We start from the raw sequence: 13663 nt of genomic DNA on the forward strand, positions 1-13663 counted from the left end.
CGAGTGGGCGGTGAGCCGGCGCTACATGTCGCTGGAAAGTCTGAGTTCGTTGAGCGATGATCCCGTTCGCAGGCTGTCGGCCGTGACCGCCTGAGCAACCCGGCTCAGCCGAGGACTGGCGCTCTTACACCACGCCACGGGACACGATCTGGAAAACAGCCCCGTGTAGAGAAAAACAGTGGGCATTATGAGGAGAATATATCCCGGCACAAAAAGGAACAACAAGCCGTAGATAAGCAAATTTGGAAAGATAAGCACAATTACTGAAGCAGTACCGCTCAGCTGCAAAACCCTCAGGAGGAACTTCGACATAAACCAACCTGCTTTAATGAGTGGTTATAACGTATAATATACCATCCAATCTTGTGGTCTATAATTTTGCGCATTCCTTCGCGGTCGCCTGCGCATTCTCTGTAGAAAGTCACCAGGACACTAAGGCCTTGAGGTCACCTGCGGCCCCTTCAACTCATCCTCCAGCACCATCTCATACGGCGCCGTGTCGATCGCAGCCGGGCCTGCATAGGGGTGGCTCAGGGCCAGGATGAAATAGAGCGCCAACCCCGTATAGGCCCCGTAAACGGACAGGATGGCGATGTGCGCGAGGTTGGCTGGGAAGATGAGGAAGAAGCCGACCATGATGGCGAACCCGGTCAGCGCCATCCACCAGAACAGGCTCGGCAAGCCGCGGTGGGCGAGCGCCAGCCGGGCCATCCGGTGATCCTGAAGCTCGTCCATGTTCATGATCAACCGGCCTCGCAGGGATTGCTGCTGGGGTGTGTCGGCCTTCAGGTTGAGGATGCCCATGTCGAGTTCGTTGTAGGCCTGTCTCGCCTCCCTGCTGCCTCGCGGATGAGAGGCCGCGTGCCATTCGTTCTGCAGGACCGCCGTCACATAGGCGCCAAGCTGGCCGCGCAGCACGTCCTTTTCCGGCCCGTTCCACTGGTTCAATTCCAGCACGATATGCTCGATCGTGGTGATCTCCTTCGAGACCTCCTGCTGCAGGTTCGTGTGGGTGGACTGCGCATCCGCGAAAACCAGCGCCAGGATGAGGCTGTGAACCGTGCCGATGCGAACGGCAACCGTTTCGGCCACATCCCGGGTCTTCGTCGGCAGGTCGTCGCTCAGCAGCCGGCGCAGGACGATGAACGGGATAGCCGAGGCTGCAATGGCGAGCAGCATCGCGAGGAGAGCCCCCAACCAGGCCGGAATCTGCAGAATGGCCGCCATGCTCGCTCCTGGACCCTGGGCGCCATCCTTCGGCACCGTTGCGAGGTCGCACAAGAGAGCATGCCATCGCGCCCGGTGCCATAGGGTTTTCCGGAGGAACGATGCGCTGTTCCTGGAGTGGAGCATCCCGGGAAAGGCGCATCCGAAGGCGATCCCGCCCGGATCCCTACCCCCTTTTGGGACCCTTGCCCGCCATGATCATCGGCATCATCATCGTCCTTCCACCTTGGAGGAGACGATGAGCTCCACCGATGCCGCCTTTGCCGGCTCGATCCCCGCTCTCTACGAGCGACATCTCGGCCCCCTTTTCTTCGAGCCTTTTGCCGAGGACATGGCGACCCGTCTGCGCGACGTCGCACAGGGACGCATCCTGGAGACGGCGGCCGGAACGGGGATCGTGACCCGGGCGCTCGCCAAGACGCTTCCGCACGGCGTGGAGATCGTCGCAACCGACCTCAATCAGGCCATGCTCGATCTCGCGGCCCAGCGGCTGCAGGCCCCGAACGTGAGATGGCAGCAGGCCGACGCACAGAAGCTGCCATTCGAGGATGCCTCCTTCGACGCGATCGTCTGCCAATTCGGCGTCATGTTCTTTCCCGACAAGCAGGCGGCCTACCGGGAGGCTCTGCGATTGCTCAAACCCGGCGGGCGCCTCGTGTTCAGCGTCTGGAACTCCCTCGATCGCAACGAGGTCAGCCGTATCGTCTCGGATGCGGCCGGAAAGCTGTTTCCCGAAGATCCGCCCCGGTTCATCGAGCGAGTGCCGTTCGGCTATTTCGACCCGGACCGGGTTCGCGGTGAGGTGCAGCAGGCAGGCTTCGAGAATGTCGACATCGAGGTCGTCGACAAGCTCACCCAAGCCGCCTCGCCGCGCGAGCCTGCCATCGGGCTTTGCCAGGGCAGCCCGCTTCGCTCCGAACTCGAGGCGAGGTCTTCGGGGCAGTTCGACGACATGACCGACAAAGTGACCGAAGCCCTCGCGGCCCGCTTCGGCAAGGCCGCTTTCGAGAACCGCATGAGCGCCCTGGTGGTGACCGCTTGGCGATAGCCACCATCGCGGCGTCTCAAAGAAAAAGACGCGGCCTCGCAAGGTCGCGTCTTTTTCTTTCATCATAAGATGGGGTTCAGCGCGAGGATAGACGGCTCGTCAGGCTGCACAGCGCCTGCATGTCGGAATCGAACGCACCAGGGGAAACCGAGACCGTGGCGCAGCTGCGACATAGCTTCATGCGCTCGTCCTCATTCATATTGCGAAGCTCGGCCCTGAGACGATTCGTCTGAGCCGGATTGCTCGGCCGTCCCGGATTGATGCTGCCGGTCGTGGGCGGGTTGCGCACGCTGCCGGTTCCCGTCGAGCCCGGGTTGACAAGGCTGCCGGTCCCGCCGGTACCACCGCCGACACCTATGCCGACATCCACATCGTCTCCGTTCGAGCCGCCGATCCCGGCGCTCACGCCGGCATTGACACCACCGGACCCGCCGATGCTGGCGCGGCTGCCTGCACTCACCCCGGAAGAACCGCCCACATTGGCGCCGAGCCCGGCATTGGCTCCGTCCGACCCGCCGATGCTCAGACCCAGTCCGGCTCCAAGACCACGCCCTCCACCGGACATTGGCGCCGAGACCCTCCGAGATCCCCCTGTTGTCACCGATGTTCACGCCAAGCCCGCTGCCAAATCGGCCGCGAGCGGTGCTCAATGCACGGTATTATGCAGCATCAGAGAATGAAGAAGTCTGCCTCGGGGGCACACGATATCGAGGCGCCAGCCGGACCAATCCTCGATATCGGCGCCAATCTCCTGGCGCAGTTCGGTGATGGCGAGGAGCGCCTGAGCCTTGGCGCTTTCCAAGTCATGAACTTCGATCCCCGAATTGTCGACGATCTCTTCATGATCGTTCACAAGGTGAAAGAAGCAGCGCATGTCGGGACCATCACCCACACGAACAGGATCACGTCTGCTAGCGGTTTTTAACGGCGAAGTGAAGAGATCATGCGCAGCAGATCGTCATTCATCCTTGACCGGCGCTTCACCCACGGGGTCGAAACTATCCAAAGCAACCCAGCCGATATCCGGCCGTGCGACAGGCACGAGATAAGCGCGTCCGCCCTCGAGCCGCTCGATCTGGCAGGTAATCGCCCGCTGGTCTCCTGGAGGACGATAGACCACCGTTGCCCCCACTTGGATCCCACCAGAGTCGCTCAAGGTCGCACGCATCGGCAACGACACCATCTCGGGAATCTGCGGCGAGGGGGCATCGCCATGACCGGCCCGGATCCTGTCGAGGGTGGCAATCGCCAGTCTTGCCCGGTCCCGGTATCGCTCGCTCACGGACCTCAGGAGAGCGCCGCGCGTGCGTCCAGGATACCACGAGGTTCCGCCAGCCTTTGCCAGCTCTTCTGCAACGGCTTCAATTTCTTCCTCTGTCACACCCGCCCCCGGACTTCAAACGCCACCCATGAGAATCATTGCACGATCTGATTGAGGAGTAATTAACGTACAGTAATGTAAGATTGTACTTTCAGGAACAGCAGATCACTAAAACTTTAGTACTTGAACTGACATCCTGGTCTACTCGCAACCGCCATTGCGGCGCGAGTTCTTCGACACAGAGCCTTGATCGGCAGGAACTGCATCAGAGCGATGCAACATGGATGAGTTCATCGCTTTCGTCCGTCACGGCGACGGTCCAGCAACAGATGGGATCGCTCTCTTGCAGGTCGCCACGGAGCTCCGTCGCCGCTCGATCGGCAGCGCCCCTGGCACTGGCGGTATCAGGCAGATCGATCCCTTCCTGATCCCAAATGAACCGATCTCTGGAACGAAGATGGAAATAGTAGCGGGGCATGTCGTCCCCTCCATCACGGCGATCACTTCATGATTTCGGAATACTCTCATGCATTTCATTCATGGAATGTAAGGATACGCACTAAACAGAAAGAACGAACACGATCCGCCCTGCCTCGTCGGTAATGACCGTGGTTCTATCGGGCAGAGCCTCGATGAAACTCAGCACGCGTTTCCAGGATGCGTGGGCCGCCTGGGCCTCTGACCCTCGCACGGTTCTCAGGTTCGGCAGATCCACACCCTCTCGATCCGGTATGAAACAGTCTCCGACTTGTACATGGAAATGATAGCGAGGCATGGGCGCTCCCAACACCCCCGACCTTAGACTACACGCGCTAGGCTTACGCGCTTTAACACAGGTTACGGGAGGTGGGTTTTAGAACGATCTTCAGGAGACGCGCGGCAGCGCCTTCGGCTCTTCTGCCAGGAATTCCAGCTTCACATGCTCAGGCTGCGATGACGATGTTCCGCCCGCCGCGCTTTGCCTGGTAAAGCGCCGCATCGGCTCGCCGAAGCAGCGTTCCCGCATCGATACCGGTACCCGTGATGCAGCCGACGCTGACCGTGACCCGGGCCAGATCGCCGAGAGTGTCGGCACCGGCGGCCGAAAAGGCATGACGAACACGATCCGCCAGGAGAGCGGCCTCCCGCGAATCCAGCGGCAGGATAGCGCCGAACTCCTCCCCGCCCAGCCGGCCGAAAGTGCCCTGCGGCAGGTGCCGCGCCAGCACCTCGCCGAAGATCGTCAGGATCCGATCGCCGGTATCATGGCCGTGGCGGTCATTGATGGCCTTGAAGTTGTCGAGGTCGAACAACATGCAGCTCACAGCCCTGCCACCCGACTGCGCAAGAAGGTCGGATGCGTTCTGCATGAAGGCACGCCGGTTGGGCACGCCGGTCAGCGGGTCGACGAGGGCCGCCTGCTTGTACTCGAACTCGACGCTCTCCTTGGCCATGGAGAGGAACATGAAGGCCAGGCTCGGGCCGAACACCACCAGAAGAAGCGCCATGGACGGCGACCAGCGGTGGGCCAGGGCATCGATCCAGGGAACCGAGGTCGGCGCGAGGGCAATCCCTATGCGGGACAAGTTGAACGCTGCCAAACCCAGCAGAAGCACCATCACGACACGCGAGGAGGCCAAAGGCCGTGACGCGTACCGCCCCAGCTCCCAGGCCGAAAGGATCGAGTAGGCAAAGGTGAGCAGCGATGCGAGTAGCAACCGCTCACTCTGTGAGGTGTAAATGAAGGGAAAGGCGCCGAGCCAGACTACAGCCCCCGCCAAAGAGGCTACAAGAGGCGCGGAGCGTCCGTTGAAAACGCGACAGCCCGTGTAGAGAGCGCCATAGCACAGCAGGCCTAAGGCATTCGCCACGAGCAGAACGGAATAAGCAGGCTGGCCCTGCCGGATATTGGCCGATCCGATCCCAAACGCGATCAGCCAGAACGCGCTTCCCCACCAGGCGAGCGCCTTGACCTTCCGGTTCAACGCCCAGGAAAACAGCAACAAGGTCCCTAACGCGGCCGAGAGCAGCGCGAAGGCGACGGTAAGCGTGGCAGGATCAAGGACCATCGAAGCGGCTGCCGTGGAGTTCGACCAGACGGCCGCAGACGAATTCCCACGACCCATTCCGATAGGGAATGCATGCCTACCGCTATCTCCCATCCGCCCTGAGATGTCCAGAACCTTGCCCTGCGGCGGATCGGGGCGCCGCCGCAGGGCAGCACCCGGAACGAAGACTTGAACGAGGCATTCTTCTCAGACCATCCCGGAGAGAGAACCATGGGCATGTACCATCGTCACGGCGTCCAGAGCACGGCGGCCATCGCCGGCCACCCACTGCACCATATGCTGATCGTGTTCCCGGTCGCGTTCCTGATCGGAGCCCTGGGCACGGACATCGTCTTCATGGCCGCACAGGATCCCTTCTGGGCCCAGGCATCCTACTGGCTCCTCATCGCCGGCATCGTCACCGCCGTCATAGCGGCGATCCCCGGTCTGATCGATTTCGTGACCATTAATCGGGTGCGCAATCTGTGGGTATCCTGGGCCCATATGGCGGCAAACCTCGTGGTGGTCGCGGTGGCGCTCATCAATGTGGGCGTCCGCCTGAGCGATCCGGCTGCGGGCGTACAGGGCTGGGGCATCTGGCTCTCGGGCATTCAGACTGCGCTGCTCCTGTTCAGCGGCTGGCTCGGCGGCGAGCTCGCCTACCGCTATGGCATCGGGGCGATCCGGGATTACAGTCCCAAGGCCGAGCAGTTCCACGTCGAGGTGGACCGGCCGGATGTCGCCTCCTCCTATGGCCGGCGCAGCAGATCGGACAGGGCCTGAGCGTGGCGGCGCAGCGGCCTTGCCACGATCGGATCGGGGCCGCTACACTCAAGCCCGTCATGAAGCGGCTCGTCTTGGCTCTCGCTCTTTCCGGCCTTGCGCTGACAGGTCAGGCGCAAGCCGCCTCGTCCTGTCCACCCGGCTTCGCCATGCTTCAGGCCTCCGATACCTGCGTGCGCATCAGCGGACGGGTGCGGGGTGAGACGCTGGTCGGCTCGTCTCGCCTGCGCGCCTCCGATTCCTTCCAGACGCAGGCCGGAGGGCGCATCCGGCTCGATGTGAGAAAGCAGACGGAATACGGCCCCGTCCGGGCCGTCATCTCCGTCGGCAATCTGGGGCGCTGACACTGGATAAGAAAAGAGCGCCCTGAGGCGCTCTTTCCGGTTAGTACCCGTCGTCGTAGTACTCTTCCCGGTAATAGCTCCGTCGCGGAGCATTGTACGTTCTGTAATATGACCTGTCATAAGTCCGGTATGTGGGCCGTGCCGTGGCTGCCAGAGCTCCGCCGAGGATCGCTCCGGTCACGCCGGCTGCGATGGCGGCATTGTTGCTGCCCCGCCTCTGAACATAATACCGCGGTGCGGCGTGATTTTTGTAATGCCCGTAGGCATGTCCTTTGCCCTTGCCGGGCCTGGCATCGGCAGCGCCGCTGAAGGACGTTGCAGCCAAGAGCGCTACGCTGATCGTTACGATAAGCTTTTTCATCGTCAGTCTCCTGAACTCAAAGAGAGGCAGGCGAATGGGGTCGGGACCCGTGCAGGGCCCCTTCTTTCGCTGCGATTACTGGTTCGAGCCGTTGCTCGGCGACGAGGAGCCACCCTGCTGCGGCAGGCGCAGTTTGGTCGAACCGCCGGAATTCGACGTGTTGCCGCTGGCGTTGCCGTTCATCTCCGTCCGGCTGCGGGTCGAGACGGAACCGGTCGTGTCAGGCGTGCTCGAGCGCGTCCGGCTGGTCGAGACATTCACGTCGTTGGACCGGCGCTGCTCTATGGACACGCCCACGCTCGGGGACGCGTCATGCGTCCGGCGAACCTCCGTGCGGCTCCGAACGGACACGCTGGGCTCGTTGATCTCTTCATAGCGGCGCACGGTCCTGCGACGAACCTCCACCGGCTGCTCTTCAACCACGTGGTAGCGGCGCTTCTTCGACACCACCTTGTTGGTGCGCTTCGTCTTCTTAACCGCGACCTTCTTGGCGGGCTTCTTCTTCACTACGGTACGATGAATCTCGGTGCTAGGCTCCTCATAGGTCGTCACGCTGCGGCGGCGTGTCACCGAAACACTCGGCTCGTTCACCTCGTGGACCGTACGGGAGCGGACCGACACGCCGGAACGTTCGCGGGTCTCGATACCGACGCGCGTGCCGGTGTCCTGCCGGCTGTGGACATTGACCTGCGCGCCGGTTGTTTCGCTGCGCGTCGCGCCCGTGGTCTCGGTCTGGGCCCGATTGCTGCTGCCGGACTGATTGCGCAGCAGCGTATTCGAAGTGGAAGACGACTGAGAACCCGTGTTGGCGTTCGTATTCGTCTGCATCGAAGTCTGAGCGTAAGCCGCACTGCTCAACAAGAGAAGAGCGGCGCCGAGAGCGACTTTCTTCACGGAACAATCTCCACAATAGTAAAGGTGGGAGATGAACGCCAACCCTCAGAGACTGTTCCCAATAACTTTAAGTAAGAGGTTTTATACTCGATTTCGCACTCGAAGATGAACAACCGTTCAAGATTCGGCTCAGAGAGTTCCACCAGACACAACCGATGAAGAAAGCAATCTGTTGCCCAACCAAATCTTTACCATTCTCCTGAATGATGACCCTTGCGTACATACAGCTCAAGTTCACGTTCATCGTCCTAGCTTGACGATACAGGACGTTCATCGGGAACAGCGCAGCCATGGCAGTTTTTCAGGCTTTCAACGCAGCGGGTGTCGGCTTCGACATGTCCGGCACCAACAGTTCGGGCTGGGCGTTCATCGGGGCCAATCCCTCCGTCACGACGGATCTCGTGCATGACAACGGTACGGTCGCCGAGTACGAGGTCGATGGCAGTGCGCTCGTCGATTACTTCACCGCCAAGTACTGGAGCGACGGGTACACGGTCATCATCGATGACCTCTTTTACGAGAACAACGGCGCGGACATCCTGACCATTCAGGACCTCGATCTGTATACGACGGTCGATGCGCTCCAGGGCTATGCCTGGTACGTGAACCTGAACAGGGGCCACGACACATTCTACGGCAACGATTACGACGATCTCATCCGTGCCGGAACAGGGAACGACGTCGTCTATGCCTATGATGGCGACGATATCGTCTACGGGGATGCGGGCGCCGACGCGCTCTATGGGGACTGGGGCGACGACGACCTGTATGGAGGAACGGGCCGCGATACTCTGGTCGGCGGGGCGGGGAGCGATTACCTCAACGGCGGCGCAGACAGCGATCAACTGACCGGCGGTACCGGCAAGGACTACTTCGTCTTCGACATCCGACCGTCCGGCAACAACGTCGACCGCATCGTCGATTTCCGGCCCGTGGACGATACGATCATGCTCGACAACCAGGTCTTCACCCGCGTCGGACGCGATGGCTGGCTTTCGGGCGGCGCCTTCACCACCGGCTCAGGTGCGCGGGATTCCTCCGACCGGATCATCTACAATAAGCAGACCGGTGCCCTGCTCTACGACGCCGACGGCATCGGCGGCGTCGCGGCGGTCAAGTTCGCCCAGCTCAAGTCTGGCCTGACCCTCACGAAGGCTGACTTCTTCGTGCTGTAGTCCCGAGCCCGGGCATAATTCCGAAAGCGTCATCATCTCCCCCGAAACGGCTCCGATTTGGAGCCGTTTTCCGTTTGGAGCGAGGAAGCCATTCGTGGTCCGCAACACAGTTAACGTGGCATTAGGACGGTATGCTACTAAAGCATAACAGACCTACATTATTACCACTCCTCTTCTGCACTGCACACACTTATATCCGCACTGCAAACGCAAGAACAAAGGCCACCGGTCACAGGGGCCGGTCACTTCTCAGGAGCTTCCCATGTTCGTATCCTACATTCTCTCTAAAGTCCGCGCTTATATGCGTTATCGCGAAACCGTCCGCGAGCTGTCACTGCTTTCGGACCGCGAACTCGACGATCTCGGCATCTCCCGCTTCCAGATCGAGAGCGTTGCTCGCCAGAACGCCGTCGCGTAAAAATTCGCTGCACTGCAGCAAAAGGCCCTAGCCCGCCCCCTCGGCGGGCTTTCGCTTGTCTGGGGGCTCGTTTCCAGATCTTTAGCGGCCCCCCGAAACCGGGAGATTGGCGCCCGTGATGTAGGAGGCGGCATCCGACATCAGGAAGAGCACGGCCTCGGCGATCTCCTCGGGCTCCCCGATCCGGTTGAGGGGAATGAAGGGGCGAATGCGCTCCATGCGGCCGACATCCTGGGTGCTGCGCTCGTGAATGTCGGTCTTCGTCATGCCGGGCGAAACGGCATTCACCCGAACGCCCTCGCCGGCCAGCTCCTTCGCCAGTCCCACGGTCAGCGCGTCGACGGCTCCTTTCGAGGCCGCGTACCAGACGTACTCGTTCGGGCTCCCGAGCGAGGCCGCGACCGACGAGATGTTGACGATGGTGCCGCCTGCCCCACCGCGGCTTGTGGAGAGCCGCCGCGCCGCCTCGCGCGCCACCCAGATGGCACCCAGCACGTTCACGTCCATGCAGGTGCGGATCGTCTCACCCGATGCTTGGTCCAGCCTGCTGGACTTGCCCGTAATCCCCGCATTGTTGACCACATGCGAGATGGGCCCCAGGGCCGCTTCAGCCTCGTCGAACAGGCGCACCACGTCCCCCTCGACGGCGACGTCGCCCTGGCAGGAAACCGCAGCCGCTCCCGATGCCCGGCAGGCGGCGAGCACCTGCTCGGCCGCATCCCGCTCGGATCGGTACGTGATCGCGACATCGTAGCCGCGTGCCGCCGCGAGCTGCGCCACCGCGGCCCCTATGCCGCGGCTTCCACCTGTAATAAGGACGACGGGACGCTTGGACTTCATGGCGCTTGAGCCTTTCCGACGGCACATTGTGCGGAAACCGGGATTGGGCCTTCCGCTCTGAGTGATCCATGAACTGAAAAATGAGCATCGCGCAGATTCCGAAAGTGGTCTCCGCTTTCGAATCCGATGCTTTCGTGAACCGGCTTAACTTGACCAGGGCTCCCCAGGAGTCAACAAAGCCGCTCGGGAGAATGACCATGAGCACCATCGAACCCATCCACGTCATCGGCGGCGGCCTCGCCGGTTCGGAAGCCACCTGGCAGATTGCCCAGGCCGGCGTGCCTGTCGTTCTCCATGAGATGCGCCCGGTGCGTGGCACCGACGCCCACAAGACGGAAGGTCTCGCCGAGCTCGTCTGCTCGAACTCCTTCCGCTCTGACGATGCGGAGACCAACGCAGTCGGCCTGCTGCACCAGGAGATGCGCAGCCTCGGCTCCCTGATCATGGCGAAGGGCGACGCCAACCAGGTTCCGGCCGGCGGTGCATTGGCCGTCGACCGGGACGGCTTCTCCGACGCCGTGACGGCTGCGCTCGAATCGCATCCGCTCGTCACCATCGAGCGCGGCGAGATCGCCGGCCTGCCGCCGGAGGAATGGTCCTCCGTGATCGTCGCCACCGGCCCCCTGACCTCGCCGGCTCTGGCCGAGGCGATCCTCGGGCTCACCGGCGAGACGTCGCTGGCGTTCTTCGACGCCATCGCGCCGATCGTCTACCGCGAGTCCATCAACATGGACATCGCGTGGTTCCAGTCCCGCTACGATAAGGTCGGGCCGGGCGGCACGGGCAAGGATTATATCAACTGCCCCATGACCAAGGAGCAGTACGACGCCTTCGTCGATGCGCTGATTGCGGGCGACAAGACCGAGTTCAAGGACTGGGAGGCCGACACCCCCTATTTCGATGGCTGCCTCCCCATCGAGGTCATGGCCGAACGGGGTCGCGAGACCCTGCGCCATGGTCCCATGAAGCCCGTCGGCCTGACCGATCCGCGCAATCCCGACAGGAAGCCCTACGCCATCGTGCAGCTGCGCCAGGACAACGCGCTCGGCACCCTGTTCAACATGGTGGGGTTCCAGACCAAGCTGAAATACGGCGCCCAGACGGGCATCCTCCGCATGATCCCCGGCCTGGAGAATGCCGAGTTCGCACGGCTTGGCGGCATCCACCGCAACACCTATCTCAACTCACCCAAGCTCCTCGACCCGACCCTGCGCCTGAAGGCGATGCCGCGCCTGCGCTTCGCCGGCCAGATCACCGGCTGCGAGGGTTATGTGGAAAGCGCCGCCGTGGGCCTGATGACCGGCCGCTTCGCCGCCGCCGAGCGGCTCGGCCGGCCGATCCAGCCCCTGCCGCACACCACGGCGCTCGGAGCCCTCATCAACCACATCACGGGCGGGCATATCGAGACCATCGACGAGGGGCCGCGCTCATTCCAGCCGATGAACGTCAATTTCGGCCTGTTCCCGCCTCTCGCCCAGGGCCCGAAGGCCGAGGATGGAAAGCGCCTGCGCGGCCCGGCCAAGGCCATCGCCCGCAAGAAGGCGCTCACGGACAGGGCACGGACGGATCTGGGGGCTTGGCTGTCGGACACAGCACTGCCTGCCGCGGCGGAGTGAGGGATCGATCAGACTGATGCTGCGAGACGCATGGCTTTCAGCGCAAGGCCTTCGGATCGCCCCGCCTCCCTGTGCACAGCCGCCGATTTGTTATAAAGTTGAATAACCCATGAGGAGATTCAACGATGAAACACGCGGTCCTGCTCGGCTTGATAGTCGCCTTTGGTCTTTCGCCTGCCGCCTATGGTCAGGAAAACACGAAGCCGAAGGAAGAGCTGAAATGCGACACCAACCCGGCGCCCGGAGAAGCGCCTCAAAAGATCCAGTATCGCCATAACGGCAAGACCTATATCGAGTATTGCTCGCTGGGTAAGAAACACGTCATCGTCGACAGCGGCCAGAACGGCTGATCGCGTCTCGAAGCTTGTGTTTGACCCCTAAAATGGCCCGCGCCAGAGGGCCCAGACGCGTCGCCATTGCGGCAGGTCGACGGGCGTATGGAACGGATCGTAGTTACGCCGCTCCATGACCCTGAGATAGGGTTCGACCAAGGCAAGCGGCTGGAAAGCGGGCTTCGCAGCGTCGGGGATGGTCGTCCGCAGCTTGCGTGTCTCGTCGAGATGCCGGCGCGCGACGGCGCGCAAATCAGATAAGGCCCCTTTCAGTCCCGGCCCACCGCGCCCGGTGACGATATCCTCGCGCACCACCCCGTGGCGGGCCAGGATTTCGGCTGGAATGAAGACCTGCCCCTGCCGCGCATGATGCGGAAAGGCGCGCAGGAGGCCGGTGATCGCGTAGGCGACGCCCGCATGGCCTGCGGCATCCGCCGTGCCGGGGTTGGAGCCGTCGGATAGAATGAGACTCGCAAGCTGGATCAGGCTGGACGACGTCTCGCCGCAATAGCCCTCGAGATCGTTCAGGCTCGGCATCGGATCGTCGTAGAGATCGAAGATCCGGGCATCGATCAGATCGACGAAGGATTGTCGCGGCAGGCGGAACTGCACGATGGTATCGTCGAGGGCGGCGGCGACCGGATTGGCGCGCACATCGCCCCTCGCCTCGCCTTGCAGCGCATCGCGCCACCATTGCAGGCGGATCTCGCCGACGAGCGCTTCGCGCACTGCCTCGCGGACGCGGGCGACCTCGAAGTTGAAGGCATAGAGCGCGTGGAGATGTGGCCGCTTGTCAGCGGGCGCGAAGAGGCTGGCCCAGTAGCGATCCGGATCGGCCTCGCGCACGAGGGCTTCGCAATGGGCGAAGTTCGAGATTGCCTCGGCCATATCAGGGAACGGCGATCAGCGCCGCAGCAACCTTGCGGTTCTCTGCGAGCAGGATGTTGTAGGTGCGCGCGGCGGCGCCCGTCTGCATCACGTCGAGACCGATCCCCGCTTCCCGGAACCGGGTGCGGAACGCACCCGGGATGGCCGCAATGTCGGCACCCGTGCCGAGGAGCAGAAGATCGATGGAATCGGCCTCGGCAAAGATCGGGTCGAGCGCCTCGTCCGTGAGCTCGGCCACGGCGTTCACCGGCCAGGCCCTGATCCCCGACGGCAGGGCGAGCAGCGAACCGCGATGGGACATATCCGCAAAGCGAAAGCCGCCGTTGCCATAGGCGTCGACCGGATGACGCCCCGGCAGGAAGCCATCGTAGAGGCGACCATCGCTCATG

19 protein-coding genes are annotated in these 13663 nt (G+C 62.4%); 7 read left to right on the forward strand and 12 right to left on the reverse strand.

Annotated features, from left to right (window positions below):
• Window positions 1-432: 432 nt before the first annotated feature.
• Window positions 433-1227 (reverse strand): bestrophin-like domain, encoded by a 795-nt coding sequence (locus AB4097_RS16650; RefSeq protein WP_442041531.1) that lies wholly within the window; start codon window positions 1225-1227, stop codon window positions 433-435.
• Between the two features lie 238 nt (window positions 1228-1465).
• Between AB4097_RS16650 and AB4097_RS16655 the strand changes: the two genes are divergently transcribed.
• Complete coding sequence (locus tag AB4097_RS16655; RefSeq protein WP_442041533.1) at window positions 1466-2275, forward strand: class I SAM-dependent methyltransferase; 810 nt, start codon at window positions 1466-1468, stop codon at window positions 2273-2275.
• Between the two features lie 76 nt (window positions 2276-2351).
• On the opposite strand, the gene AB4097_RS16660 is transcribed toward AB4097_RS16655, so the two are convergent.
• The 6 genes from AB4097_RS16660 to AB4097_RS16685 form a co-directional block, all read right to left on the reverse strand.
• Window positions 2352-2840 carry a hypothetical protein gene (locus AB4097_RS16660; RefSeq protein WP_442041535.1) on the reverse strand — a complete coding sequence of 163 codons (489 nt, stop codon included), beginning with the start codon at window positions 2838-2840 and terminating at the stop codon, window positions 2352-2354.
• Window positions 2841-2921: 81 nt separating this feature from the next.
• On the reverse strand, window positions 2922-3149 hold the full coding sequence (locus AB4097_RS16665; RefSeq protein WP_442041537.1) for a DUF6894 family protein: 228 nt from the start codon (window positions 3147-3149) through the stop codon (window positions 2922-2924).
• Between the two features lie 84 nt (window positions 3150-3233).
• Window positions 3234-3557, reverse strand: coding sequence for a hypothetical protein (locus tag AB4097_RS16670; RefSeq protein WP_442041539.1), 324 nt, complete (start codon window positions 3555-3557; stop codon window positions 3234-3236).
• Window positions 3558-3861: 304 nt separating this feature from the next.
• Window positions 3862-4074 (reverse strand): DUF6894 family protein, encoded by a 213-nt coding sequence (locus AB4097_RS16675; protein WP_442041541.1) that lies wholly within the window; start codon window positions 4072-4074, stop codon window positions 3862-3864.
• A gap of 81 nt (window positions 4075-4155) precedes the next feature.
• On the reverse strand, window positions 4156-4371 hold the full coding sequence (locus AB4097_RS16680) for a DUF6894 family protein (RefSeq protein WP_442041543.1): 216 nt from the start codon (window positions 4369-4371) through the stop codon (window positions 4156-4158).
• A 148-nt stretch (window positions 4372-4519) separates the two neighbouring features.
• On the reverse strand, window positions 4520-5644 hold the full coding sequence (locus AB4097_RS16685) for a diguanylate cyclase domain-containing protein (protein ID WP_442041545.1): 1125 nt from the start codon (window positions 5642-5644) through the stop codon (window positions 4520-4522).
• 210 nt (window positions 5645-5854) lie between these two features.
• Between AB4097_RS16685 and AB4097_RS16690 the strand changes: the two genes are divergently transcribed.
• Together AB4097_RS16690 and AB4097_RS16695 are read left to right on the forward strand one after the other, a co-directional pair.
• Complete coding sequence (locus AB4097_RS16690; protein ID WP_442041547.1) at window positions 5855-6406, forward strand: DUF2231 domain-containing protein; 552 nt, start codon at window positions 5855-5857, stop codon at window positions 6404-6406.
• A gap of 59 nt (window positions 6407-6465) precedes the next feature.
• Window positions 6466-6750, forward strand: coding sequence for a porin (locus AB4097_RS16695; protein WP_442041549.1), 285 nt, complete (start codon window positions 6466-6468; stop codon window positions 6748-6750).
• A 40-nt stretch (window positions 6751-6790) separates the two neighbouring features.
• Here the strand turns inward: AB4097_RS16695 and AB4097_RS16700 are convergent, their stop codons facing one another.
• Window positions 6791-7111, reverse strand: coding sequence for a hypothetical protein (locus tag AB4097_RS16700; protein ID WP_442041551.1), 321 nt, complete (start codon window positions 7109-7111; stop codon window positions 6791-6793).
• A 75-nt stretch (window positions 7112-7186) separates the two neighbouring features.
• Window positions 7187-8005, reverse strand: coding sequence for a hypothetical protein (locus tag AB4097_RS16705; RefSeq protein ID WP_442041553.1), 819 nt, complete (start codon window positions 8003-8005; stop codon window positions 7187-7189).
• Between the two features lie 290 nt (window positions 8006-8295).
• Between AB4097_RS16705 and AB4097_RS16710 the strand changes: the two genes are divergently transcribed.
• Window positions 8296-9180 carry a calcium-binding protein gene (locus AB4097_RS16710; RefSeq protein WP_442041555.1) on the forward strand — a complete coding sequence of 295 codons (885 nt, stop codon included), beginning with the start codon at window positions 8296-8298 and terminating at the stop codon, window positions 9178-9180.
• A 262-nt stretch (window positions 9181-9442) separates the two neighbouring features.
• Window positions 9443-9598: a DUF1127 domain-containing protein gene (locus AB4097_RS16715; RefSeq protein WP_442041557.1), complete on the forward strand. Its 156-nt coding sequence runs from the start codon at window positions 9443-9445 to the stop codon at window positions 9596-9598.
• 81 nt (window positions 9599-9679) lie between these two features.
• Here the strand turns inward: AB4097_RS16715 and AB4097_RS16720 are convergent, their stop codons facing one another.
• Window positions 9680-10438, reverse strand: a complete 759-nt coding sequence (locus AB4097_RS16720) for a glucose 1-dehydrogenase (RefSeq protein WP_442041559.1) — start codon at window positions 10436-10438, stop codon at window positions 9680-9682.
• Window positions 10439-10635: 197 nt separating this feature from the next.
• On the opposite strand from AB4097_RS16720, the gene trmFO reads away from it, so the two are divergent.
• Together trmFO and AB4097_RS16730 are read left to right on the forward strand one after the other, a co-directional pair.
• Window positions 10636-12054 (forward strand): methylenetetrahydrofolate--tRNA-(uracil(54)-C(5))-methyltransferase (FADH(2)-oxidizing) TrmFO, encoded by a 1419-nt coding sequence (trmFO, locus tag AB4097_RS16725; protein ID WP_442041561.1) that lies wholly within the window; start codon window positions 10636-10638, stop codon window positions 12052-12054.
• 125 nt (window positions 12055-12179) lie between these two features.
• Complete coding sequence (locus tag AB4097_RS16730; protein ID WP_442041563.1) at window positions 12180-12404, forward strand: hypothetical protein; 225 nt, start codon at window positions 12180-12182, stop codon at window positions 12402-12404.
• Window positions 12405-12431: 27 nt separating this feature from the next.
• Here the strand turns inward: AB4097_RS16730 and AB4097_RS16735 are convergent, their stop codons facing one another.
• Window positions 12432-13274: a phytoene/squalene synthase family protein gene (locus AB4097_RS16735; RefSeq protein ID WP_442041569.1), complete on the reverse strand. Its 843-nt coding sequence runs from the start codon at window positions 13272-13274 to the stop codon at window positions 12432-12434.
• A gap of 1 nt (window position 13275) precedes the next feature.
• Window positions 13276-13662, reverse strand: coding sequence for an Mth938-like domain-containing protein (locus AB4097_RS16740; protein ID WP_442041571.1), 387 nt, complete (start codon window positions 13660-13662; stop codon window positions 13276-13278).
• Between the last annotated feature and the right edge of the window lies 1 nt (window position 13663).

Source organism: Microvirga sp. 2MCAF35, from assembly GCF_052115545.1.
Lineage (GTDB): Bacteria > Pseudomonadota > Alphaproteobacteria > Rhizobiales > Beijerinckiaceae > Microvirga.

Excerpts from the sequence above, each read along its gene's own strand:
- AB4097_RS16650 (WP_442041531.1), bottom strand. The coding sequence starts at position 1,227 with ATGGCGGCCATTCTGCAGATTCCGGCCTGGTTGGGGGCTCTCCTCGCG.
- AB4097_RS16655 (WP_442041533.1), top strand. The coding sequence starts at position 1,466 with ATGAGCTCCACCGATGCCGCCTTTGCCGGCTCGATCCCCGCTCTCTAC.
- AB4097_RS16660 (WP_442041535.1), bottom strand. The coding sequence starts at position 2,840 with ATGTCCGGTGGAGGGCGTGGTCTTGGAGCCGGACTGGGTCTGAGCATC.
- AB4097_RS16665 (WP_442041537.1), bottom strand. The coding sequence starts at position 3,149 with ATGCGCTGCTTCTTTCACCTTGTGAACGATCATGAAGAGATCGTCGAC.
- AB4097_RS16675 (WP_442041541.1), bottom strand. The coding sequence starts at position 4,074 with ATGCCCCGCTACTATTTCCATCTTCGTTCCAGAGATCGGTTCATTTGG.
- AB4097_RS16680 (WP_442041543.1), bottom strand. The coding sequence starts at position 4,371 with ATGCCTCGCTATCATTTCCATGTACAAGTCGGAGACTGTTTCATACCG.
- AB4097_RS16685 (WP_442041545.1), bottom strand. The coding sequence starts at position 5,644 with ATGGTCCTTGATCCTGCCACGCTTACCGTCGCCTTCGCGCTGCTCTCG.
- AB4097_RS16690 (WP_442041547.1), top strand. The coding sequence starts at position 5,855 with ATGGGCATGTACCATCGTCACGGCGTCCAGAGCACGGCGGCCATCGCC.
- AB4097_RS16695 (WP_442041549.1), top strand. The coding sequence starts at position 6,466 with ATGAAGCGGCTCGTCTTGGCTCTCGCTCTTTCCGGCCTTGCGCTGACA.
- AB4097_RS16700 (WP_442041551.1), bottom strand. The coding sequence starts at position 7,111 with ATGAAAAAGCTTATCGTAACGATCAGCGTAGCGCTCTTGGCTGCAACG.
- AB4097_RS16710 (WP_442041555.1), top strand. The coding sequence starts at position 8,296 with ATGGCAGTTTTTCAGGCTTTCAACGCAGCGGGTGTCGGCTTCGACATG.
- AB4097_RS16715 (WP_442041557.1), top strand. The coding sequence starts at position 9,443 with ATGTTCGTATCCTACATTCTCTCTAAAGTCCGCGCTTATATGCGTTAT.
- AB4097_RS16720 (WP_442041559.1), bottom strand. The coding sequence starts at position 10,438 with ATGAAGTCCAAGCGTCCCGTCGTCCTTATTACAGGTGGAAGCCGCGGC.
- trmFO (WP_442041561.1), top strand. The coding sequence starts at position 10,636 with ATGAGCACCATCGAACCCATCCACGTCATCGGCGGCGGCCTCGCCGGT.
- AB4097_RS16730 (WP_442041563.1), top strand. The coding sequence starts at position 12,180 with ATGAAACACGCGGTCCTGCTCGGCTTGATAGTCGCCTTTGGTCTTTCG.
- AB4097_RS16735 (WP_442041569.1), bottom strand. The coding sequence starts at position 13,274 with ATGGCCGAGGCAATCTCGAACTTCGCCCATTGCGAAGCCCTCGTGCGC.
- AB4097_RS16740 (WP_442041571.1), bottom strand. The coding sequence starts at position 13,662 with ATGAGCGATGGTCGCCTCTACGATGGCTTCCTGCCGGGGCGTCATCCG.